Genomic DNA, 21,187 nt, shown 5'->3' with positions numbered 1-21,187 from the left:
ACGTAAACCAGACTTTGCCCATAGCGAAAACACGCTATAGCATTAGGCTCTACTGACCACGTTGTCATTGTTACAGGGAATACAGCATGCAGAACCGCCTTACGATAAAAGACATCGCGCGTTTAAGCGGCGTGGGGAAATCCACCGTATCGCGCGTGCTCAACAATGAGAGCGGTGTCAGCGAACGCACCCGCGAGCGCGTCGAGGCGGTAATGAATCAGCACGGTTTTTCCCCTTCCCGTTCTGCGCGCGCCATGCGCGGGCAAAGTGACAAAGTGGTTGCCATTATCGTCTCGCGTCTGGATTCCCTGTCCGAGAACCTCGCCGTTCAGACCATGCTGCCCGCCTTTTATGAGCAGGGCTACGACCCAATCATGATGGAGAGCCAGTTCTCCACGCAGCTGGTTGAAGAGCATCTGGGTATGCTCCAGCGGCGCAACATTGACGGCGTGGTGCTGTTCGGTTTTACCGGCATCAAAGAGGAGATGCTGAAGCCCTGGCAGGCGTCGATGGTGATGCTGGCGCGCGATGCTCACGGTTTTGCCTCCGTCTGTTACGACGATGAGGGGGCGATTATTACCCTGATGCAGCGTCTGTACGATAAAGGCCATCGCCATATCAGCTACCTCGGCGTACCGCATGCAGACGTTACCACCGGCAAGCGGCGTCACGAGGCCTACCTGACCTTCTGTAAACAGCACAACCTTTCCGCCGTCGCGTCTCTGCCGGGTCTGGGAATGAAACAGGGCTACGAGCAGGTCGCCAGCGTGCTGACCCCGCAGACCACGGCGCTGGTGTGCGCCACCGATACCCTGGCGCTGGGCGCGAGTAAATATCTTCAGGAGCAACGCATAGAAGGGCTGCAGATCGCGAGCGTAGGCAGTACGCCGCTGATGAAGTTTCTGCACCCGGAGATTATCACCGTCGACCCGGGCTACGCCGAGTCAGGCAGGCAGGCCGCTGCACAGCTGATCGAGCAAATTAACGGACGTGCTGAGCCGCGTCAGATCGTAATTCCTGCCCACCTTTCATAACCCCCGTTTATCCGTTTATTGTGATCTTCGCCCAATTTCGGGAACGTTCCCATTTTCGCCGTCACGCTGAAGGAGTAGGCTTGCGCTCAGGTCATTACACCCCTCACCATCGGTCATGAGGTTTCATGATGAGTAAAGTCAAACAAGAAGATATCGACCAGTTGATTGTCCTGGTAGGCGGCCGTGAAAACATCGCGACCGTCAGCCATTGCATTACCCGCCTGCGCTTCGTGCTGAACGATCCGGCCAAAGCCGATCCGAAAGCCATTGAAGCGCTTTCCATGGTTAAAGGCTGCTTCACCAACGCCGGTCAGTTCCAGGTCGTCATTGGTACCGAAGTGGGCGATTACTATCAGGCTCTGCTGGCGACAACCGGGCACAGTTCAGCCGACAAAGAGCAAGCCAAGAAAGCTGCACGCCAGAATATGAAATGGCACGAGCAGTTAATTTCCCACTTCGCGGAGATTTTCTTCCCGCTGCTCCCGGCGCTGATCAGCGGGGGTCTGATTCTGGGCTTCCGCAACGTTATCGGTGATGTGCCGATGAGCGACGGCAAAACCCTGGCGCAGATGTACCCGGCGCTGAAAACCGTTTACGACTTCCTGTGGCTGATTGGCGAAGCGATCTTCTTCTATCTGCCGGTCGGGATTTGCTGGTCAGCGGTGCGCAAAATGGGCGGCACGCCGATTTTGGGTATCGTGCTGGGCGTCACGCTGGTCTCTCCGCAGTTAATGAACGCTTACTTACTTGGTCAGCAGGTGCCTGAGGTGTGGAACTTCGGTCTGTTCACCATCGCGAAAGTGGGCTATCAGGCGCAGGTGATCCCAGCCTTGCTGGCCGGTCTGACGCTGGGCTTTATTGAAACGCGCCTGAAACGCATCGTACCGGATTACCTCTATCTGGTGGTGGTGCCGGTCTGCTCCCTTATTCTGGCCGTCTTCCTCGCCCATGCGTTTATCGGTCCGTTTGGCCGCATGATTGGCGACGGCGTTGCCTTCGCGGTACGTCACCTGATGACCGGCAGCTTCGCGCCGATTGGTGCCATGCTGTTTGGCTTCCTGTACGCCCCGCTGGTGATCACCGGCGTGCACCAGACCACGCTGGCGATTGATATGCAGATGATTCAGAGCCTGGGCGGTACGCCGGTCTGGCCTATCATCGCGCTGTCTAACATTGCGCAGGCCTCGGCGGTCACGGGCATTATCCTGGTCAGCCGCAAGCATAACGAGCGTGAGATTTCTGTTCCGGCCGCCATCTCCGCCTACCTCGGCGTCACCGAACCGGCGATGTACGGTATCAACCTGAAATACCGCTTCCCGATGCTGTGCGCGATGATCGGCTCCGGTCTGGCAGGCCTGGTATGCGGTCTGTACGGTGTGATGGCGAACGGGATCGGTGTCGGCGGTCTGCCTGGTATTCTCTCCATCCAGCCCGCTTTCTGGCAGGTGTTTTCCCTGGCGATGGTCATCGCGATTGTCGTTCCAATGGCTCTCACCACCGTGGTTTACCAGCGTAAGTACCGTCAGGGCGCGCTGCAGATTGTTTAACTTCATCTTTCGGGGCGCAGTTGCGCCCCTTCGCATTTGCAGGAACGCATTATGAATACCCTTCCTCACTGGTGGCAGAACGGCGTTATCTACCAGATCTATCCAAAGAGTTTTCAGGACACGACGGGCTGCGGTACCGGCGATTTACGCGGCGTCACGCAGCGGCTGGACTACCTGCAAACCCTCGGCATCGACGCCATCTGGCTGACGCCGTTTTATATTTCCCCGCAGGTAGATAACGGGTACGACGTGGCGAATTACACCGCCATCGACCCGGCCTACGGCACGCTGGATGATTTTGACGAGCTGGTCGCGCAGGCCCATCAACGCGGCATTCGTATCGTGCTGGATATGGTGTTCAATCACACCTCAACGCAGCACGCCTGGTTCCGGGAATCGCTGAATAAAGAGAGCCCGTATCGCCAGTTCTACATCTGGCGCGACGGTACGCCGGAACAACTGCCCAATAACTGGCGCTCCAAATTTGGCGGCAACGCCTGGCGCTGGCACGCCGAGAGCGAGCAGTACTATCTGCACCTGTTCGCCCCCGAGCAGGCGGACCTCAACTGGGAAAACCCGCAGGTGCGCGCCGAACTGAAAAAGGTGTGCGAGTTCTGGGCCGACCGTGGCGTGGACGGTTTACGCCTCGATGTGATTAACCTGATTTCCAAAGACCAGGATTTCCCGGATGACGCCGTGGGCGATGGCCGTCGCTTCTATACCGACGGACCGCGCATTCATGAGTATCTTCAGGAGATGAGCCGCGACGTCTTTACCCCGCGAAACCTGATGACGGTAGGCGAGATGTCGTCGACCTCGCTGGAAAACTGTCAGCAATACGCCTCTCTCGACGGGCGCGAGCTGTCGATGACCTTCAACTTCCACCACCTGAAAGTGGATTACCCCGGCGGCGAAAAGTGGACCCTGGCCAGGCCGGACTTCGTGGCGCTGAAAACCCTCTTCCGCCACTGGCAGCAGGGCATGCACAACAAAGCCTGGAACGCGCTGTTCTGGTGTAACCACGATCAGCCGCGCATTGTGTCGCGCTTTGGCGATGAAGGGGAGTACCGTCCCCACGCCGCGAAAATGCTCGGTATGGTGCTGCACGGAATGCAGGGCACCCCGTATATTTATCAGGGCGAAGAGCTGGGTATGACCAACCCGCACTTCAGCCGTATAACCGATTACCGCGACGTTGAAAGCCTTAATATGTTCGCTGAACTGCGGGCCAACGGTCGCGCCCCTGAAGAATTGCTGGCTATTCTGGCGAGTAAATCCCGCGATAATGGCCGCACGCCAATGCAGTGGGATGCCACACACAATGCGGGCTTTACCGAGGGTGAGCCGTGGATTGGCGTTTGCGACAACTACGAGACGGTCAATGCCCGTGCGGCGCTGGACGATACTGATTCGGTGTTTTACACCTACCAGACGCTGATTCGCCTGCGCAAAACCCTGCCGGTGCTGACGTGGGGCGATTATGAAGACCTGCTGCCTGACCACCCTTCCCTGTGGTGCTATCGCCGGCGGTCGCAGGGCCAGACGCTGATGGTGGTGGCAAACCTGAGCCGTGAGCGCCAGCAATGGGTTCCCGCGTCAGTACAGGGAGCATGGCGGGTCGCACTGAGCAACTATGCGGATGCTCCCCCTCAGCCCGACAACCTGCTGTTGCGCCCGTTTGAAGCCATCTGGTGGATACAGGAATAACCCTCAAGAGATACAGCCAGCTGTATCTCTTTTTTTATGTTTAGCGATACGCTAAATGTACGACGATAACTTTTACTTCACGGTGTGCCAAAATAAGAATAGCCCTGCCATTTAAATAACCTCGGCAGGACATTATGAAAAAGACAATTATTAAAGCAACATGTATTAGCGCATTATTATTAAGTACCCAGGGATGGTGCGGAAATACCTCCGTCGATCTTCGCTTTGGTCATAATACGCGCTCAGACGTAAATGATTCACGTATTAAAGTGATGCATCAGGCTGATAACGGTTTTTACTTCTCCGTCGAAGCGGCGCAAAACCATAACGATACGTTCTTTGGTGATACCGACCGATATAATCCGGACGAAAAAGGGTTAACGGAGGCAGCACAGGAAATCGAAACGCGCTGGCGTTTTGATCTGGGAAATGGGTTCGCCATCGCGCCAGGGATGGTGACCGTCTTTACCGCCAGCAATACGCATTACCGGCCCTTCATCCAGGGCTGGAAAGCATTCGATAACGGCCTGAACCTGTCTGCCCGCTACCGCTATAACACCGTTAACGACGCGCACAGCGACAAACGCCTGGACGGCAGCGGCTACACCCGCCGCGAGTCGCACCAGTTCGACCTGTGGTTCGCGTACAACATCGGGAAATTCGGCATGTCCTATAACCCGCGCTTCCGCTGGCAGGATAATGTCGATCAGGGAACCGGGGATGATACCTACTGGGAGCACACCGTAGCGTTCAACTACAAGCTCGACGACGGCTGGACGCCTTACGTCGAACTGGTGTCGCTGGATAAAACCTACCTCACTCAGGATGGCAATCATGAAAATGATTACGCCATTCGTCTGGGTATCGTGAAACAACTCTGACGGCCTGCCTACTCCGTATCGTGCTGCAGAAGCCTGCAGCCGATACGATCGACGGCGCTTAACAGGTCCAACTGCCCCTCTCGCTGGTATAACGAGACGGCATTCATATCAATCGACAACGGCCAGCACAGAGTCGAAAGCCCGGCCAGCGTCGAACCCTGACGGGTAATCGCAATAATCTTTAGCCCTTTACGCAGCGCGTTACGCGCCATTTCAATCAGCGACTGCGTCTCCCCGGATTTACTGATCAACACCAGCGTGCCCTTCGATACCCGGGTCAACTGGTGCATATCATTCAGAATCAGGTGCGGCAGGCTCGCCAGTGACAAAAAACGCGACAGGTAGTTGAGGCTGGTGAGAGACGCCCCGCGTGCATATAAATAGATATGGCTGGAATGGGTCAGTAACCGGGACACGTCCACCACGATATCGTCTGCCTGCGGCCCCATCGCAGGCTCGGCAGGGACAGACGTAAAATGGTCGCGTAAAAACCGATAGCGAAGCTCGGTATAACTTTTATAGCCCATTTTCTTACAGACACGATTAACCGAGGTGGTTGTCGTAAAAGTATCACGCGCAATCTCTTTTGCCGATATATCAGAAATATTGCGTGCGTGGTGCTGAATGTATTCAAATATCAACCGTTCACTTCCCTGAAATGAATTCATTTATTACGTCCTGTTAAAACCCAACATGATATTAGCAGAATAGCGAAATAGTCTCTGGAAGGCGCTTCACATATTGCAACATAGCGTATGACGATACGTAATTAGTATTAGCAAACCTTAAACACTGTTTTAAGTTCTCTTTATACTTTCGCTATTTTCACACCCAGGGAATTATTACAATGATGAATCAAAAAATTATCGCTGTAACGGCTTGTCCTACAGGGATCGCGCACACGTTTATGGCGGCAAGTAAAATTATTGCATGGGCAAAAGAGCATAATATTGAGGTCAAGGTCGAAACGCAGGGCAGCGACGGCGTAAAAAACAGATTAACGAAACAGGATATTGCCTCCGCCACGGCCATTATTCTTGCAACCGACGTTCCCATTCAGGATGCAGAACGTTTTGAACACGTTCCTCACCTTCAGATCCGCACGCAAGAGCTGATTAAAAATACCGACCGCTACCTGCGTCAGGCGCTGGCCATGCAGAAAAACGTCACCACTGTGGCGGACGAAGACGCCATTCAGCGTTCGGCTTACCAGATTTTTATCGGCCATATCATGGCGGCCATCAGCTATATGTTACCGGTCGTGGTAATGGGCGGCCTGATGATGGCGACGGCCAAAATTACCGGGCAGTTTATTAACATTGAGCATTCGCCGTTCAGCGTGCTGGATAAAATGGGCTTTATGACCATCAAGTTCATGTACCCGGTCTTTGCGATGTATCTGGCCTTTTCCATTGCCGGTAAACCGGCGCTGATCCCCGGACTGATCGGCGGCATCATGTCAGATGAGGTCTACAAACGCTTCTTTGATATTGAAGGCTTTATGCCCTCCGGCTTTTTCGGCGCAATTGGCATCGGCTTTTTTGTCGGCTATCTGGTGCGCTGGCTGAATGATGCAATTCACGTCCGACAGCAGCTTACCACCCTTAAAACCATGCTGGTCGTTCCGCTGATCACCGGTATTACGCTGGTGATGGTAATGGAATATCTGATCAACCCGATTTTTGGTTCGCTTAACCAGCTGATGGTGGTCTTTTTTACCTCGGCGGGTGATACCGGACGCGGCTTCTATTCGGCCATGATCGCCGCGGGTACCGCGTTCGATCTCGGCGGCCCGGTCAACAAGGCGGCAGGATCGGTCGCGCTCGGCCTGAACGGCATGAGCGAGACATTTGATTTAACCGCCCGCGAGCTCTCCATCGTGATTCCTTCTATTGGGGTAGGCCTCGCCGCGTTCCTCAATGGGCGTTTTGGCCTGCCGGATGTGTTCAGCCGTGAAGAGAAAACCGTTGGCAGCACTTCGTTATTGCTGGGCTTTATCGGTATTTCAGAAGGCGCTATCCCGTTCATTCTGAAAAACCCACGCCTGATCCCCGTGTTCATGACAGGAGCCGTCGCAGGTGCGCTGGTGGCGATTGCCCTCGGCGTGAAGCAGACGTTGCCCCTGCCGGCTATCTGGGGCTGGCCGCTGGCGACCAATGTGGTCGGGTACCTGGCAAGCGTCTTTATTGGCGCACTGATTTGCGCCCTGGGCGTGCTTTATCTCAGCCCAAAGAACGCAAGATAAGGAGAGCGCAATGAGCCAGATCCACGTCATAGCCCATACCCACTGGGATCAGGAGTGGTATTTCACCCGCCAGGACAGCATGGTGCTGGCGTCATACAACTTTGCGGAGGTCATCGAGACGCTGGAGCAGGACCCGGCCTGGCAGTGCTATCACCTTGACGGGCAGATGGCGGTGGTGGATGACTTTCTCGCCATCAATCCCGATTACCGGCCCCGGCTGGAAAAACTGGTCCGGGAGAAAAGCGTGTTTGTCGGGCCGTGGTTCACCCAGACGGATACCTACAACGTTCACGGCGAATCGATTATCCGCAACCTCAAGTACGGCATTTTCGCCGCTCGGGCGCTGGGGCATGCCATGCAGGTCGGTTATCTGCCGGATACCTTTGGGCATAACGCGCAGATGCCCACGATTTTGCAGGGCTGCAATATCGATAATATCGTTTTCTGGCGCGGTATCGACCACGACACTCAGGCCAAAAACAGCCAGTTTCTCTGGCGCGCGCCGTCAGGTGCAACCATCATCGCCTGTGCAATGGCGCTGGGGTATGGTGCGGCCAAGAACATGCGCGCGGAGGCCAGCCATCTGCACGGCAAGATCTACCCGATGGTGGATCTGCTGCGTTCACGGTCGCAGATTGACGACCTCCTCCTTCCTTGCGGCGGCGATCAGGTCAGCATCGACCCGGCGCTGCCGCATATCCTGCAGGCTGCCAGCGCGCACTCTCCCACGAAGGACCGTTACGTCCTCAGCTCGCTGGAGCAGTACGTCGCACTGCTGCGCACAAAACGGGAACAACTGGCATTATGGGAAGGTGAGCTGAAATCGCCGCGCTACACCCGCATTCACAAAACGATCGGGTCTGTGCGTTACGACATCAAAAAGAAAAATGCCGACATCGAGCAGTTCATCCTGCGACAACTGGAGCCCACTATCGCCATGGCGCGTCATCAGGGCATTCCGGTCACGCTCCCGATCGTGGACACCCTCTGGAAGAAGCTTCTGCGAAGCCATGCCCACGACTCCATGGGCGGCTGCAACAGCGATGCCACTAACCGCGACATTCTTCATCGGCTCGAGCAGACAGAGCAGCTTTGTCACAGCCTGTGGAATCTGGTGGTGAAGTCACTGGCCGCCGCATGCTGTCAGGAGGGTGACCTGCTCATTTTCAACCCGCTGGCCACCCCGACCCGCTGCGTGATCCACACCACCCTGTACAGTCGGGCCGACAATATCACCCTGACGTATCAGGGCCAGCCGCTGCCCTTCGACGTTCTGGAACGCGAGACGTTACCCGGAGGAACGGCCATCTCCCTCACCTGTGAGGGCGAACGCGAAACGCACCTTCCGCCTTATTTCCGCTGGCATGTTGTTCTGCAGACGCCTCTCCTGCCGCCGGTGGGCTATATCACCGTCAACCTAAAAGACACGCCGGCTCCGTTTGCCATGACCTGCGCCGCGAAAGGAGGGGAGATAGAGAATACGGTTTATCGACTGACGCTGGAGGCCGGTACGCTGGTGCTTGAAGACAAACGCAACGCCAGGCGCATCACGTCGTTATTCAGTCTTGAAGACTGCGCGGATGCCGGAGACAGCTATGATTTCTCGCCGCTCGCGGGCGATGAACCGACGCGCTGCGCGCATTTCACGCTGATCGACTGCAGCAAAACCCCTCTTTGCCAAACGATGGTACTTGAGGCGATCATGTCGCTGCCGCCGGATCTCGCTGGACGCCGGGAAAATACCCGCACCCCGTTATCAATGCGCATAGTGTGCGAATTACGTCACGACGATCCGAACCTGCATGTTGATAGCTCGCTGGTAAACAGCCACTGCGATCACCGGCTACGTTTACTGATCAACAGCGATATTTGCACCCGTCACTCCCTCGCCTCGCAGCCGTTCTCGATAATCGAGCGCGAAACGGGGTACGACGATACTCACTGGCAGGAGCGCTATCGTGAGAAGCCCGTGGACATCGAAACCAGCGAGGGCATTATCGCTATCGCGCAAGCGGGCAAAGCGCTGGTCGTGAATAGCCGCGGCATGAAAGAGTTTCAGGTTATTGGAAGCGATCCGGCAGTCATTGCCCTGACCTTATTCAAATCAACCGGCGTACTGGGGCGCAGCGATCTTGACTGGCGACCTGGCCGGGCGTCTGGCATTAACAATACGGTGGTCGACACGCCCGATGCGCAGCTGCTCAAACCGCTGCACTTTTCCTTCACCGTGGCGCTGGCCGACAACGCAGACCATCTGACGCTGCGCCAGCTGGAGAATCAGGCGACGGGTCACCCCTTCACCTATCAACGGCAAACGCTGCATACCCTCGATAACCGGCTTGAGCGTTTTTCGCTGCGCCTGCCCGAACGCACGCTGCCGGCAGAATTTTCGTTATTCGCCTTACCGGAACCGCTCGTTCTTTCTGCCCTGCCTCATGCGCAACGATCGCCTGGCACGATCGCCCGCGTGTTCAACGCCGGGACGCAGCCTGTCCCTGTTCCGGCTGGCCTGGCAGAGCGTCCCCAGCTCAATTATCTGGAAGAACACGTGCCATCGGTGACGACGATCCCCCCTTCTGCGACCTGTGATTTTTTGATTGAGGCTTAACATGAACTTGCTTGAACTCACGCACCCCGAACTGGTGTTTATTAACCCACCCTGCCGCACGCCTGAAGCGCTGATCCGCTGGCTCTCCGAACCGCTTGTCGGGCGAAACGTCATCACCGATAAAGACGCCTTTATCCAGAGCGTCTTACACCGCGAAAGTGAAGGTCCCACCGCGCTGGGCGAATCGCTGGCCGTTCCGCACGGTAAATCAGACGCGGTGCAGCAGGCGGCGTTTTGCCTGGCGCTTTTTGATGAGCCGGTTATCTGGCCGGGGCTGGAAGGCGATGAAGCGGTCAGGATGGTTTTTCTGCTCGCCATTCCGCACGCCGAGGCCGGCAGTACGCATATGCAGCTGCTGACGACGCTGACCAGTTCGCTGGCGGAAGAGCGCGTGCGTAACGCGCTTCTGGCGGCGCGCACCGGCGAAGAAGCGCTGTCCGCGTTGCGCAGAGAAACGCCACAAAACGCGGACGCCGAACCCGGGCGCTCACTTGTTATCCCGCTGATACTCGGGAGTATTGCGGCGGCAGCCTTTCTCCAGGCCGGACTGAACTGGGCATGCGGGGTGAGTTAACCGACTGGCGCTCGGCACATGCTGCTGAGCGCTTGTTTTTGTTGAATAATTAATCAGAATTTTCCCTCTCGTCTTTACAAACGCTGGAGTGCCCGTCGTTTGTACTCTCGTCTTTTTACTTTGTTCTGAATCAAATAAATCGCAAACATGTTTGATGCAAATCACTATATGTAGCACTTAAAATGCACGCCGACCCAACATATTGTATTTATCGTCTACTATTCCAACAACAAGACGGCGACTCAGCTCTCCGGAATTGTGGATAACACGCGTTGGGAACGTGGGAAGTCTCTGGCCTGGCTGACAATACGCCCGGTGAACACTTCTCCACCTCTGTGGATAACCTGTTTTTAAAAATGGAGTGATCATGACACCGCATGTGATGAAACGTGATGGCTGTAAAGTGCCGTTTAAATCAGAGCGCATCCAGGAAGCCATTCTGCGTGCAGCTAAAGCAGCGGGTGTCGATGACGCAGATTACTGCGCCACCGTCGCAGAAGTCGTTAGCAGCCAGATGAACGAACGCAGCCAGGTCGATATCAATGAGATCCAGACCGCGGTTGAAAACCAGCTGATGGCGGGCCCCTACAAGCAGTTAGCCCGCGCCTATATCGAATACCGCCACGATCGGGACGTTCAGCGTGAGAAACGCGGTCGTCTTAATCAGGAGATTCGTGGCCTGGTGGAGCAGACCAACTCCGCCCTGCTGAATGAAAATGCCAACAAAGACAGCAAAGTGATCCCCACCCAGCGCGACCTGCTGGCCGGTATTGTTGCCAAACACTATGCCCGTCAGCACCTGCTGCCGCGCGACGTGGTCTCGGCGCATGAGCGCGGTGAGATCCACTACCACGATCTCGATTACTCGCCCTTCTTCCCGATGTTCAACTGCATGCTCATCGACCTGAAAGGCATGCTGACCCACGGTTTTAAAATGGGTAACGCCGAGATTGAGCCGCCAAAATCGATTTCCACGGCCACAGCGGTCACGGCGCAGATTATCGCTCAGGTCGCCAGCCATATTTACGGCGGAACCACCATTAACCGCATTGATGAAGTACTGGCACCGTTCGTCACGGCAAGCTTCAATAAACACCGTCAAACCGCTGAAGAGTGGCAAATCCCGGACGCCGATGGCTACGCGCACTCCCGTACCGAAAAAGAGTGCTACGACGCGTTCCAGTCGCTGGAATACGAGGTGAACACCCTGCATACCGCCAACGGTCAGACGCCGTTTGTGACCTTCGGTTTTGGTCTGGGTACCAGTTGGGAATCACGCCTGATTCAGCAATCGATCCTGCGAAACCGTATCTCCGGGCTTGGTAAAAACCGTAAGACAGCGGTGTTCCCGAAACTGGTGTTCGCTATCCGCGACGGCCTGAACCACAAGTTTGGCGATCCTAACTACGACATCAAACAGCTGGCGCTGGAGTGTGCGAGCAAGCGCATGTACCCGGACATCCTGAACTACGACCAGGTGGTCAAAGTGACCGGCTCGTTTAAAACGCCGATGGGCTGCCGCAGCTTCCTCGGCGTGTATGAAGACGAAAACGGCGAACAGGTTCACGACGGCCGTAACAACCTCGGCGTGATCAGCCTCAACCTGCCGCGTATCGCCCTCGAAGCCAAAGGCGACGAAGCGGCCTTCTGGGCGCTGCTGGACGAACGTCTGCAGCTCGCACGAAAGGCCCTCATGACCCGTATCGCGCGTCTGGAAGGGGTGAAAGCCCGCGTTGCGCCCATCCTGTATATGGAAGGGGCCTGCGGCGTGCGCCTGAAGGCGGACGATGACGTGTCGGAGATCTTCAAAAATGGTCGCGCGTCGATTTCTCTGGGCTACATCGGTATTCACGAAACGATCAACGCGCTGTTCGGCAACCAGCACATGTATGACAGCGACGCCCTGCGTGAAAAAGGTGTCGCCATTGTTCAGCGCCTGCGCGATGCGGTTGACCAGTGGAAAGACGAAACCGGCTACGGCTTCAGCCTGTACAGCACCCCGAGTGAAAACCTGTGTGACCGTTTCTGCCGCCTGGATACCGCTGAATTTGGCATTGTCGAAGGGGTAACCGACAAAGGGTACTACACCAACAGCTTCCACCTCGACGTGGAGAAGAAGGTGAACCCTTACGACAAGATCGACTTTGAAGCCGCGTATCCGCCCGTCGCGAACGGTGGCTTCATCTGCTACGGCGAGTATCCGAACATTCAGCACAACCTGAAGGCGCTGGAAGATGTCTGGGATTACAGCTATCAGCACGTGCCGTATTACGGAACCAACACCCCGATTGACGAGTGCTACGAGTGTGGCTTTACCGGTGAGTTTGAGTGCACCAGCAAAGGCTTCACCTGCCCGAAATGCGGTAACCACGATGCGGCTCGCGTCTCAGTGACCCGCCGCGTATGTGGCTATCTCGGGAGTCCCGATGCGCGTCCGTTTAACGCCGGTAAGCAGGAAGAGGTTAAGCGACGCGTGAAGCATTTGGGGAATGGGCAGATCGGTTAAGGCGTCGGGGGTTTCCCCTCACCCTACCCCTCTCCCTCAGGGAGAGGGAACCGAACGCGCACCTACGTTTTCCCCCTCTCCCTGTGGAAGAGGGCTGGGGTGAGGGCACCCGCGCACACACACTCTGGACATCTTCTTATGCGATATCATCAATACTACCCCGTCGACATCGTCAACGGCCCCGGCACCCGCTGCACTCTGTTTGTCTCAGGCTGCGTCCATGAATGCCCCGGCTGTTACAACAAAAGCACCTGGCGCCTGAATTCAGGCCTGCCGTTCACCGCAGAGATGGAAGAGCGGATCATCCACGATCTCAACGACACGCGCATTCATCGCCAGGGGATTTCACTCTCCGGTGGCGACCCGCTTCACCCGCAAAACGTGCCGGACATTCTGAAGCTGATAAAACGCATTCGCCGCGAATGTGCAGGCAAGGATATCTGGGTCTGGACGGGTTATAAGCTTGAAGAACTGAATGCTGAACAGAGGGAAGTGGTGGATTTGATTAACGTACTGGTTGACGGCAAGTTTGTGCAGGATTTAAAAGACCCTGCGCTGATCTGGCGCGGCAGCAGCAACCAGGTTGTGCATCATTTGCGGTGATCGCTAAAGCCGTTTGTTTACGTCATGAGAAACGGCTGATTTCTCTCTTTTACCGATAGCAATAACACATACCGTCACAACGTTGTCATGAACCTGATAGACCAAACGATAACCCTGGGATCTGAGTTTTATCTTGTCGCAATCAGGCAGGCCATACAGGCGAGCCGATTCAACCCTGGGGTTCACCAACACGTTCGCAAGCTTCTTCTTAAACTGATTTTTTACGGTATCACCCAGCCTGGTCCACTCCTTGAACGCCCTCGGATCAAATACGAGTTCATAAGTCATCCAGCCTAACCTTAATTCCTTTTTGCGGATTAGCCAGCCGCTCACGGGCTGTCTGTATGAGTTCATCTTCACTGTCGCTAACAGTGACCGTTTTCACCGGCATACGCCCCGTCTCCGCAACGTACTGAAACAGCAACCGAACGGCTTCCGTTGGCGTGATATTGAGTTTTTCAAGCACGGCATAAGCCTCGTTTTTGAGTTTGTCATCCAGACGGACGTTCAGCGTGGCCATTATGTCTCCAGTGAAATCGAATGTGTAATGCATTTTAGCATTACATTTGCATTACATCGAATTCTGGATAACGTCTCTCAAAACCGGCTCACACTCTCCATCGCCACCGCTTTAAACCCGGCGAAATCATTGCAACTGCACAGCCGTGACATGGCGCGCTCACGCAGGAAAGTCACGAAAATATCGTAAATCGCCATCGCCTCTTCGTACTCGCGCTTGCTGATGGCGAGCAGGAAAATCACGTGGGCGGTTTCATCCCCCCAGGCAATACCCTGCGGTGCCAGCACGGTGTAAACCACCGTTTTTTGTGCCAGTAGCCCGAGGGAGTGCGGCAGCGCAATGCCGTCGCCCAGCATGGTGCTGACGATGGCCTCTCGCTCCACGACCGAATCCAGAAACTCCGCGCCAACAAACCCCTCTTCTTCGAGCTGCTCGCACAGCTCCCGGAACAGCATTTGCTGGTCAATCGGCCTGTCGATAATGCGGAAATGGGCGGCATCGAAGTATTTATCCAGCATCCACGGGCGGGTTCGGTCCACCAGCACCAGCTTACCTATCTGCTCAAGCTGGTAGTCCGTCGGGAACGGGGCGATCATCACCACCGGTTTAGACTTTTCGCTCACCCGGGCGGTCGAGATAACAAAGTCTTCGCCGATCGGTTCCGCCAGCTCATACTCGCGCAGCGTGAGCGTGCGGGTCACCTCAATTTGCGGATATTTGCGCTGCAGCACCGCTTCAATCATCCGGACCATCGCATTCCCGGCATCGCAAACTAACAGCACCCGCGGCTGGCGCTGGTAGCCGATGTTGTAGTGGCGCTCCAGCCCGACGCCGATATGCAGCACCAGGAAACCGATCTCGTTTTCGCTGATCACATACGGCGTGTATTTCCCCCAGCTCGACACTGCCGCGAGGGTCATATCCCACGCCATCGGGTAGTGCTGCTTGATGTTATCCAGAAGCGGATTAGGGATCATGATTTGATAGCGCACGCGGGTGATCATGGTTTTGATGTGGGTGAGCAGATCCGCATGCAGTTGCTCGTCGCTGAGCAGGTTGTAGTTATAGTGGGTATTGATGTAGCGCAGGATGTAATTGACCAGCGCTTCGTCGTCATCGGCATTGATGGCACTGGGGGCAATCTCCTGGATCTGACGTGCCGCGATGTGAACGCAGAGCCAGCTCTCTTCTGAAGGCGAAAGCGCTTTATCCGCCAGCTGTTGAATGGTCACAGCGATGTCTTTCGCCGCCTCACGGACATTCTCGGCCACATCTTCTGCGTGAAATTCCGGCAGCGGATAGCCCTCGCTGATGCGACGCACCGACACCGCACAGTACAGGCGCAGGAACAGCTCGCCCTCGTCAGTCAGACGAATGTGATGCCGCGTCAGCGCATCGTGCAGCACGGGAACCATCTGCTCCGCCACCCCCGCATTGAGCGCAACGTCGGTCACCAGCGGGTTCAGGCTATCCTGCTGTGCCAGCTCCCAGAGCAGATCGGTGAGACAGGCGCGGGTCGCCATCTCGCTGCCAAACAGCTTCATGCCGTGGCGCGGTCGGGTCTCCAGCGTCAGGTTGTAGCGGTGGAACCACTCGCGCACTTCCACCATGTCACTTTGCAGCGTCGCACGGCTGACAAACCACTCATCCGCCAAATCCTCCAGCTTGAGCGAAAACGCGGAGGTGAGAAAACGGACCACCAGATAGTGCACGCGCTCCGGCCCGGTGCGCGGAATGCGCAGCGCGCGCGGGTGTGAGGACTGAAGCTGCTGATAGCGTTCTGCATCGTCAATTTTGAGCTGATAGCCATTGCCGCGGCTGAGAATAAACTGCGCGCCGTGGCTCGCCAGCAGCGCGTTCAGGGCGGTGATATCAGTGCGGACGGTTCGCGTGGAGACCGACAGCCGCTGCGCCAGTTCGTCCTGCGGCAGCGTCTCGTTTTGCAACAGATCGAAAAGTTGCGCTAAACGTTGGTTCGGAAATCGCACGGGGTTGTCCTCTTACGGCTTAGGGTGAAATGACCATCTGGGATGGGCTGCCGACCGGGGTATAGTCCGGCTCGGCGCTGAGTTTGCCGTCCTGCGCCACGCGAAAACGGGTAATGTTGTCGCTGCGCTGATTCATGACGTACAGCCAGCGCCCCTGTTTGTCGAGCGTCAGGGTGCGCGGGTAATCACCACGCGTCCACACATCGTCCTGATGCGTCAGCGTGCCATCCGCTGTTACGGTAAAGTGCCCGATGCTGTTATGCAAACGGTTAGCCACATACAGCTGTTTGCCATCGGCACTGAGCGCCAGCCCGGCGGCAAAGCTGGTGCCTTTATAGCCGTGTGGCAGGGCGGAGAGGGTTTTCCCCTCCTGCAGCCTGCCCCGGGCATCCAGCGTATAGTGCGTGAGCGTGGATGCCTCTTCGTTAATCAGCCATAACGCATCGCCTTTCGGCGTAAAGACGAAATGCCGCGGACCGGCCCCTTTCGAGGAGGCACTGATAAACGGCGGATCGTTCGGGGTCAGCTTGCCTGTTTGATCGTCAAAACGGTACTGGTAGATACGATCCAGACCCAGATCGGTAGAAAAAACGTATTTCCCGCGCGGATCGGCGGCGATCATGTGCGCATGGGGGCCATTGTGATCGCTAATGGCAAAACTGCCTTCCACCGCCGCCGCCGGTTTCGCCGCGCCCGGCTCTCCCCGATCCTGATGCGTGTCCGTCGCCTCCCCCAGGCTGCCGTCTGCATTAACGGGCAGAACAGCAATCGAGCCGCTGACGTAGTTCGCCACCAGCAGGTGGTGACCCTTTGGCGTCAGGGAGAGATAGACCGGCCCCGCTCCGCCGGACGCCACCTGATTAAGCTCGCTCAGTTCGCCGTTATCGCCCACGCGCAGCGCCTGCACCACGCCCTGCTCCACTTCGCTCGCCAGATAGAGCGTCTTACCATCCTGCGAGACGGTGAGCTGCGCGGCGTTTGGCAGCGTGCTGACCAGCGTTTTATTCGCGAGCGCACCGGTTTGCGGGTCGAGGGTAAAGCGGTACAGCCCCTCGCCGTTGGGGTTGTACGTCCCGACCCAGGCGTACTGCGTCTGGGCGATGGCGGTGGTAGCGAGTAACGAGAGTGAAGCGACGAGCAGATTGCGGGTGTGCATGGTGGCTCCTTTGGTTTTGTGCGGTTTTTGCCCCTCACCCTAACCCTCTCCCCAAAGGGGAGAGGGGACAATTACACCCTCTCCTCTTTGGGGAGAGGGGACAATTACACCCTCTCCTCTTTGGGGAGAGGGCCGGGGTGAGGGGTAAAGACTACTTAGCCAGCTTCTTCGTCATCTCCAGCAGCGTACGCACATCTTCCGGACGCGTGTCGCCGCTGGCTTTGTCGATAATCGAGCTGTAGATATGCGGAATGATTTTACTCACGCCCGCATCAAGGGCGATCTGCAGGATCGCTTCATAGTTCTCCAGATCGATCCCACCGGTCGGCTCCAGCCAGAAATCGTGACGGGCGCAGGCTTCCGCCACTGCCTGGTATTCGTCCCGACACGCCAGGCCTCCCATCGGGAAGTATTTGATGGAGCTGCCGCCAAAATCTTTCAGCAGGGCAATCGCGGTTTCAACCGGCACAATGCCGTCCGGCGCCGTGCTGCTCAGCGGACCGGTGGAGATTTTCACCTTGCCAACGGTGCCGGTCGGAGAGACCAGGCCGTTGACCACGGATTCACTCTGCCCCAGCAGCGCACGGCTGGTTGCCACGCCGGTGAACACCTGGTTAACGTGCTGCGGCTGCACCTGACGGGCGATCTCACTGACCATCGCGGACTGGTTCGGATCGCCCGCGCCGAGGCCCACAGAGAGCGCATTATCGATAAGCTGAGCGTAGTCGCGCATATCGGCAACCGCACTGGCGACATCCGGGTAATTTTTGGAGAGCACGCCCACCAGCACGTGGCCTTCCGCCGCCTCGTAAATGGCGCTGGCGTTGGCTTTCGATCCTGCCAGCACGTTCAGGCAGACGCGGTCACGGTAAAAGTTGGGGGTCAGTTTCATGCCTTTTTCTCCTGTCCTAATACTTCACTCATGCGGCGATAAACAATGTTCAGCTGATCGGCATTCACGCTGCGCACGTCCGCTTCGATAATCCCTTCGTTGGCCTTGTAGCCACGGAAATAAATGGCGTACTCGCCCTGCTTCAGCGCGGTCACCAGGTCGCCGGTGCCAACACCGGTGGTGGCTTCATCAAACTTAATCTCGGTACGGGCGATATCGCGACCGGCACTGTCCCAGACCACGCGTGCCGTCACGCCGTTAAGGGTATTAAGCGCGTCAATAAAGGGCGTCATCTTCGCCACCATCTCTTCGCCGCTCTCTTTGGTCGCCGTCAGGTAGTGTTCGATGGCACAGGTAAGGCCGAGGATCCCCTCTTTACCCACTTTCATTGCGCGGCCAATCCCTGCCGTCTGGCGTTTCACCCACTCAACATACTGCGTTTTGCCGATCACCAGCCCGCTGGTTGGCCCTTCAATCGCTTTCGCACCGCTGTAGATAACCAGATCGGCACCGGAGCGATAGTAAACGTGAAGATCCTCTTCCGCGGCCGCATCCACGATCAGCGGCAGATCGTGCTTACGCGCCACCACCGCCGCCTGCTCTACGCTGAGCATGCTTTTCTGCACGCAGTGGTGAGACTTGATGTAAAGGATGGCCGCGGTACGCGGCGTGATGGCCGCCGCCAGCTGATCGGCGGAGCATTCGTTCGCGTAGCCCGCTTCCACCAGCTTGCCGCCGCCCAGCGCCACCATGGTGCCTACCGGTGCGCCAAAGTTAACGTTATGGCCTTTCGGCAGCACGATTTCGTTGTTCTCAATTGGGGTGACGTGCAGGTTCTCCAGCAGCCAGTCGCTGTCTTTGACCAGCACCGCCGCCACGGACTGGGCGATGCCCGCTGACGCGCAGGAGACCACCGTCGCCCCTTCCACATCCAGCAGCTTCGCGATGTATTCGCCGGTTTTGTTGACCAGATCCTTCATCTCGAAATAGTGATTCATGCCATCCATCGCCGCCTGCACCACGTCCGGGCGCGGCGTGGAGACACCCAGCGCCGTCATACGGCCTGAGGTGTTGATGACTTGCTTTAAGTGATACTTCTCATAAATCGAAGGCATGTTCCGTGCTCCCTTGTTCGGTCATGTAGCCCTTGCCTGCGCGGATGGCGGCAAGCGGCACCAGAATGTGTTCAGCCTGCAGGCTGTCATTTTCAGCATCCACCAGCAGCGTTGGCTGGCGTTTTATCGTGAACAGCGTCAGGTCGGCATCAAGGCCTGGCTGAATACGGCCTTTGTGCGTCAGACGCAGCCCGTCGGCGGCGTTCGCGGTGACGCACTCAATCACCTGCGGCAGCGACATGCCGATGGCGAGAAACTTCGACATCACGCTTGCCAGCGACCCTACCGGGCCGTTAATGCGGTTGCGGCAGTAAATATCCGAGCTGATGGTGTGTGGCAGAATGCCCATCGCAATGGCGCGTCTCGCCACCTCAAAGCTAAAGCTCGCCGTACCGTGTCCGACGTCCAGGCGCACACCGCGTTTCAGGGCGGAGGTGATGGACGCACGCAGTTCACCGGATGGCGTCAGAATGCGGTTCGGCTTGCCGTTGTAGCAGTGGGTGATGATGTCGCCTGAGCTGAGCAGGTCGGCAATTTCATCGAGGTTAGGCGGGTTGTTGCCGATGTGCACCATCAGCGGCAGGTCGCCGTTCTCTTTCTGGATGGCTTTCGCGCGCTCAAGCGGCGTTATGCCGTTTTCGCCAACCACGCTGCTGCTCATGCGCGCTTTCAGGCCAACGATAAAATCCGGGTAGCGCGTAACGGCCTGCTTCACGGCCTTCGCATCAATGTTGGCCATATTGGCCAGTTCGTTCTGGGCAATCAGCCCCACGCGGGAGATGTTCAGTAAGGCATAAACGTCGGTTGAGGCTTTACGGGTGATTTCATAAAAATCGTCCACGTCATCCGCGCCGGTACTGCCGGCATCCACCACCGAGGTCACGCCGGTGGCGATGCCCACGCTGTCCGGTTCGTCGTGATAAATAGGGGAGTTCGGGTAGCAGTGAACGTGGGAGTCAATCCAGCCTGCGCTGACGAACACTTCACCGTTCAACTCAACCGTTTTACGGGCGGGCGCGGTAATGTCGCCCACCGCCGCGATTTTTCCGTCCTGAATGGCGATATCGGTCAGGGTATCGTCGGTGAGGCGCGCACGGCGCAGGAGTAAATCAAACATGAGGATCTCCTGATAAGGCGGGCGCCGGGGCGCCCGCGGGCATTAAAGGGCGACCGGGAACAGCCAGCCCAGAATCATTGCACCGAGAATGGCGCCACCGGTAATCGGCTTCTGCCAGATATAGAACAACAGCGCACCCACCAGAGAGCCGACGCCAATAGGAATGGAGGCGGTCATGGCGCTGAGGATAATCAACGGCCCGAGGAAACGACCGGAGGCGTTACCGGCACCCATCATCACGTCCGCCCCGTAGGTGGAGTTGCTCTGATTGATGGTGAACTTACGCGCCAGGATGATGACGTAGCCAATTGCCAGGCCAATCACCAGGCCGGTGATCAGCGCGGCGATAAAGTTGGTCACCGGGAACATGATGCCCGCGCCCAGCAGCAGCGCCGGAACCCCGAGGCCCACCCCGGTCTGGATCGCCCCGCCGATATCAAGGATACCGACCAGCGACCCTTCGATAATACGGGCGAACAGGAAGCTCGCACCGAACGCCGCCACCGCGCCGTAAACGCCGGTATCCATCCCCGCTTTCAGCATCGCCACGAAGGCCACTTCGTTGAACGCGCCGATGCCGTAGAGGTAGTACATATGCGTCCCGGCGAAAACACCGGAAGAGAGCAGGCCAACGAAGATCGGGAACGACCAGTCGGCATACCAAAAACCTTTATTCTGTTCCATGTCGAGGCTC

At 57.0% G+C, this 21,187-nt stretch carries 18 protein-coding genes; 9 read left to right on the top strand and 9 right to left on the bottom strand.

All coding sequences use genetic code 11. The features are described from left to right. Nucleotides 1-86 precede the first annotated feature (86 nt). The 4 genes from treR (at nt 87) to QLG09_RS17820 (ending at nt 5,169) form a co-directional block, all read left to right on the top strand. Entirely contained in the window at nt 87-1,034 is a 948-nt protein-coding gene (treR, locus tag QLG09_RS17835; protein ID WP_014168396.1) for a trehalose operon repressor TreR, read from the top strand. Nucleotides 1,035-1,162: 128 nt separating this feature from the next. Continuing rightward, nucleotides 1,163-2,581 carry a PTS trehalose transporter subunit IIBC gene (gene treB, locus QLG09_RS17830; RefSeq protein ID WP_025205752.1) on the top strand — a complete coding sequence of 473 codons (1,419 nt, stop codon included), beginning with the start codon at nt 1,163-1,165 and terminating at the stop codon, nt 2,579-2,581. A gap of 51 nt (nt 2,582-2,632) precedes the next feature. Further along, complete coding sequence (treC, locus tag QLG09_RS17825; protein WP_059306424.1) at nt 2,633-4,288, top strand: alpha,alpha-phosphotrehalase; 1,656 nt, start codon at nt 2,633-2,635, stop codon at nt 4,286-4,288. A 134-nt stretch (nt 4,289-4,422) separates the two neighbouring features. Next, nucleotides 4,423-5,169: an oligogalacturonate-specific porin KdgM family protein gene (locus QLG09_RS17820; RefSeq protein ID WP_025205757.1), complete on the top strand. Its 747-nt coding sequence runs from the start codon at nt 4,423-4,425 to the stop codon at nt 5,167-5,169. Nucleotides 5,170-5,177: 8 nt separating this feature from the next. On the opposite strand, the gene QLG09_RS17815 is transcribed toward QLG09_RS17820, so the two are convergent. Further along, the gene (locus QLG09_RS17815; protein ID WP_014168392.1) at nt 5,178-5,837 is read right to left on the bottom strand and encodes a MurR/RpiR family transcriptional regulator; all 660 of its coding nucleotides are present in this window, start codon (nt 5,835-5,837) and stop codon (nt 5,178-5,180) included. 179 nt (nt 5,838-6,016) lie between these two features. On the opposite strand from QLG09_RS17815, the gene QLG09_RS17810 reads away from it, so the two are divergent. The 5 genes from QLG09_RS17810 to nrdG all read left to right on the top strand — a co-directional run bounded on the left by QLG09_RS17810 (nt 6,017) and on the right by nrdG (nt 13,705). Next, nucleotides 6,017-7,414: a fructose-specific PTS transporter subunit EIIC gene (locus QLG09_RS17810; RefSeq protein ID WP_020885398.1), complete on the top strand. Its 1,398-nt coding sequence runs from the start codon at nt 6,017-6,019 to the stop codon at nt 7,412-7,414. A gap of 10 nt (nt 7,415-7,424) precedes the next feature. Further along, nucleotides 7,425-10,022 (top strand): glycoside hydrolase family 38 C-terminal domain-containing protein, encoded by a 2,598-nt coding sequence (locus QLG09_RS17805; RefSeq protein WP_282489222.1) that lies wholly within the window; start codon nt 7,425-7,427, stop codon nt 10,020-10,022. 1 nt (nt 10,023) lies between these two features. Then, complete coding sequence (locus QLG09_RS17800) at nt 10,024-10,596, top strand: PTS sugar transporter subunit IIA (protein ID WP_282489221.1); 573 nt, start codon at nt 10,024-10,026, stop codon at nt 10,594-10,596. A gap of 367 nt (nt 10,597-10,963) precedes the next feature. Next, the gene (gene nrdD, locus QLG09_RS17795; protein WP_032679516.1) at nt 10,964-13,102 is read left to right on the top strand and encodes an anaerobic ribonucleoside-triphosphate reductase; all 2,139 of its coding nucleotides are present in this window, start codon (nt 10,964-10,966) and stop codon (nt 13,100-13,102) included. A gap of 138 nt (nt 13,103-13,240) precedes the next feature. After that, the gene (gene nrdG / locus QLG09_RS17790; RefSeq protein ID WP_059306428.1) at nt 13,241-13,705 is read left to right on the top strand and encodes an anaerobic ribonucleoside-triphosphate reductase-activating protein; all 465 of its coding nucleotides are present in this window, start codon (nt 13,241-13,243) and stop codon (nt 13,703-13,705) included. Nucleotides 13,706-13,708: 3 nt separating this feature from the next. Here the strand turns inward: nrdG and QLG09_RS17785 are convergent, their stop codons facing one another. The 8 genes from QLG09_RS17785 to QLG09_RS17750 all read right to left on the bottom strand — a co-directional run bounded on the left by QLG09_RS17785 (nt 13,709) and on the right by QLG09_RS17750 (nt 21,177). Beyond that, nucleotides 13,709-13,993: a type II toxin-antitoxin system RelE/ParE family toxin gene (locus tag QLG09_RS17785; RefSeq protein ID WP_282489220.1), complete on the bottom strand. Its 285-nt coding sequence runs from the start codon at nt 13,991-13,993 to the stop codon at nt 13,709-13,711. Further along, a complete protein-coding gene (locus QLG09_RS17780) occupies nt 13,983-14,225 on the bottom strand; it encodes a type II toxin-antitoxin system RelB/DinJ family antitoxin (RefSeq protein ID WP_025205772.1) in 243 nt (80 codons plus the stop codon). Before QLG09_RS17780 ends, QLG09_RS17785 begins: the two co-directional genes overlap by 11 nt. A 77-nt stretch (nt 14,226-14,302) precedes the next feature. Beyond that, on the bottom strand, nt 14,303-16,213 hold the full coding sequence (locus tag QLG09_RS17775; RefSeq protein ID WP_282489219.1) for a PRD domain-containing protein: 1,911 nt from the start codon (nt 16,211-16,213) through the stop codon (nt 14,303-14,305). 19 nt (nt 16,214-16,232) lie between these two features. Then, nucleotides 16,233-17,369: a lactonase family protein gene (locus QLG09_RS17770; RefSeq protein ID WP_025205775.1), complete on the bottom strand. Its 1,137-nt coding sequence runs from the start codon at nt 17,367-17,369 to the stop codon at nt 16,233-16,235. Between the two features lie 151 nt (nt 17,370-17,520). Further along, entirely contained in the window at nt 17,521-18,261 is a 741-nt protein-coding gene (locus tag QLG09_RS17765) for a KDGP aldolase family protein (protein WP_014168382.1), read from the bottom strand. Beyond that, entirely contained in the window at nt 18,258-19,376 is a 1,119-nt protein-coding gene (locus QLG09_RS17760) for a DgaE family pyridoxal phosphate-dependent ammonia lyase (protein ID WP_014168381.1), read from the bottom strand. Before QLG09_RS17760 ends, QLG09_RS17765 begins: the two co-directional genes overlap by 4 nt. Next, entirely contained in the window at nt 19,360-20,493 is a 1,134-nt protein-coding gene (locus QLG09_RS17755; RefSeq protein WP_020882901.1) for an amidohydrolase/deacetylase family metallohydrolase, read from the bottom strand. The genes QLG09_RS17760 and QLG09_RS17755 overlap by 17 nt, the downstream gene beginning before the upstream one ends. 42 nt (nt 20,494-20,535) lie before the next feature. Continuing rightward, a complete protein-coding gene (locus QLG09_RS17750; RefSeq protein ID WP_014882285.1) occupies nt 20,536-21,177 on the bottom strand; it encodes a DUF4310 family protein in 642 nt (213 codons plus the stop codon). Between the last annotated feature and the right edge of the window lie 10 nt (nt 21,178-21,187).

This window comes from Enterobacter sp. V89_11 (assembly GCF_029967775.1).
GTDB classification, from domain to species: Bacteria; Pseudomonadota; Gammaproteobacteria; order Enterobacterales; family Enterobacteriaceae; genus Enterobacter; species Enterobacter ludwigii.
This window is presented reverse-complemented; position numbering and strand designations above follow the sequence as displayed.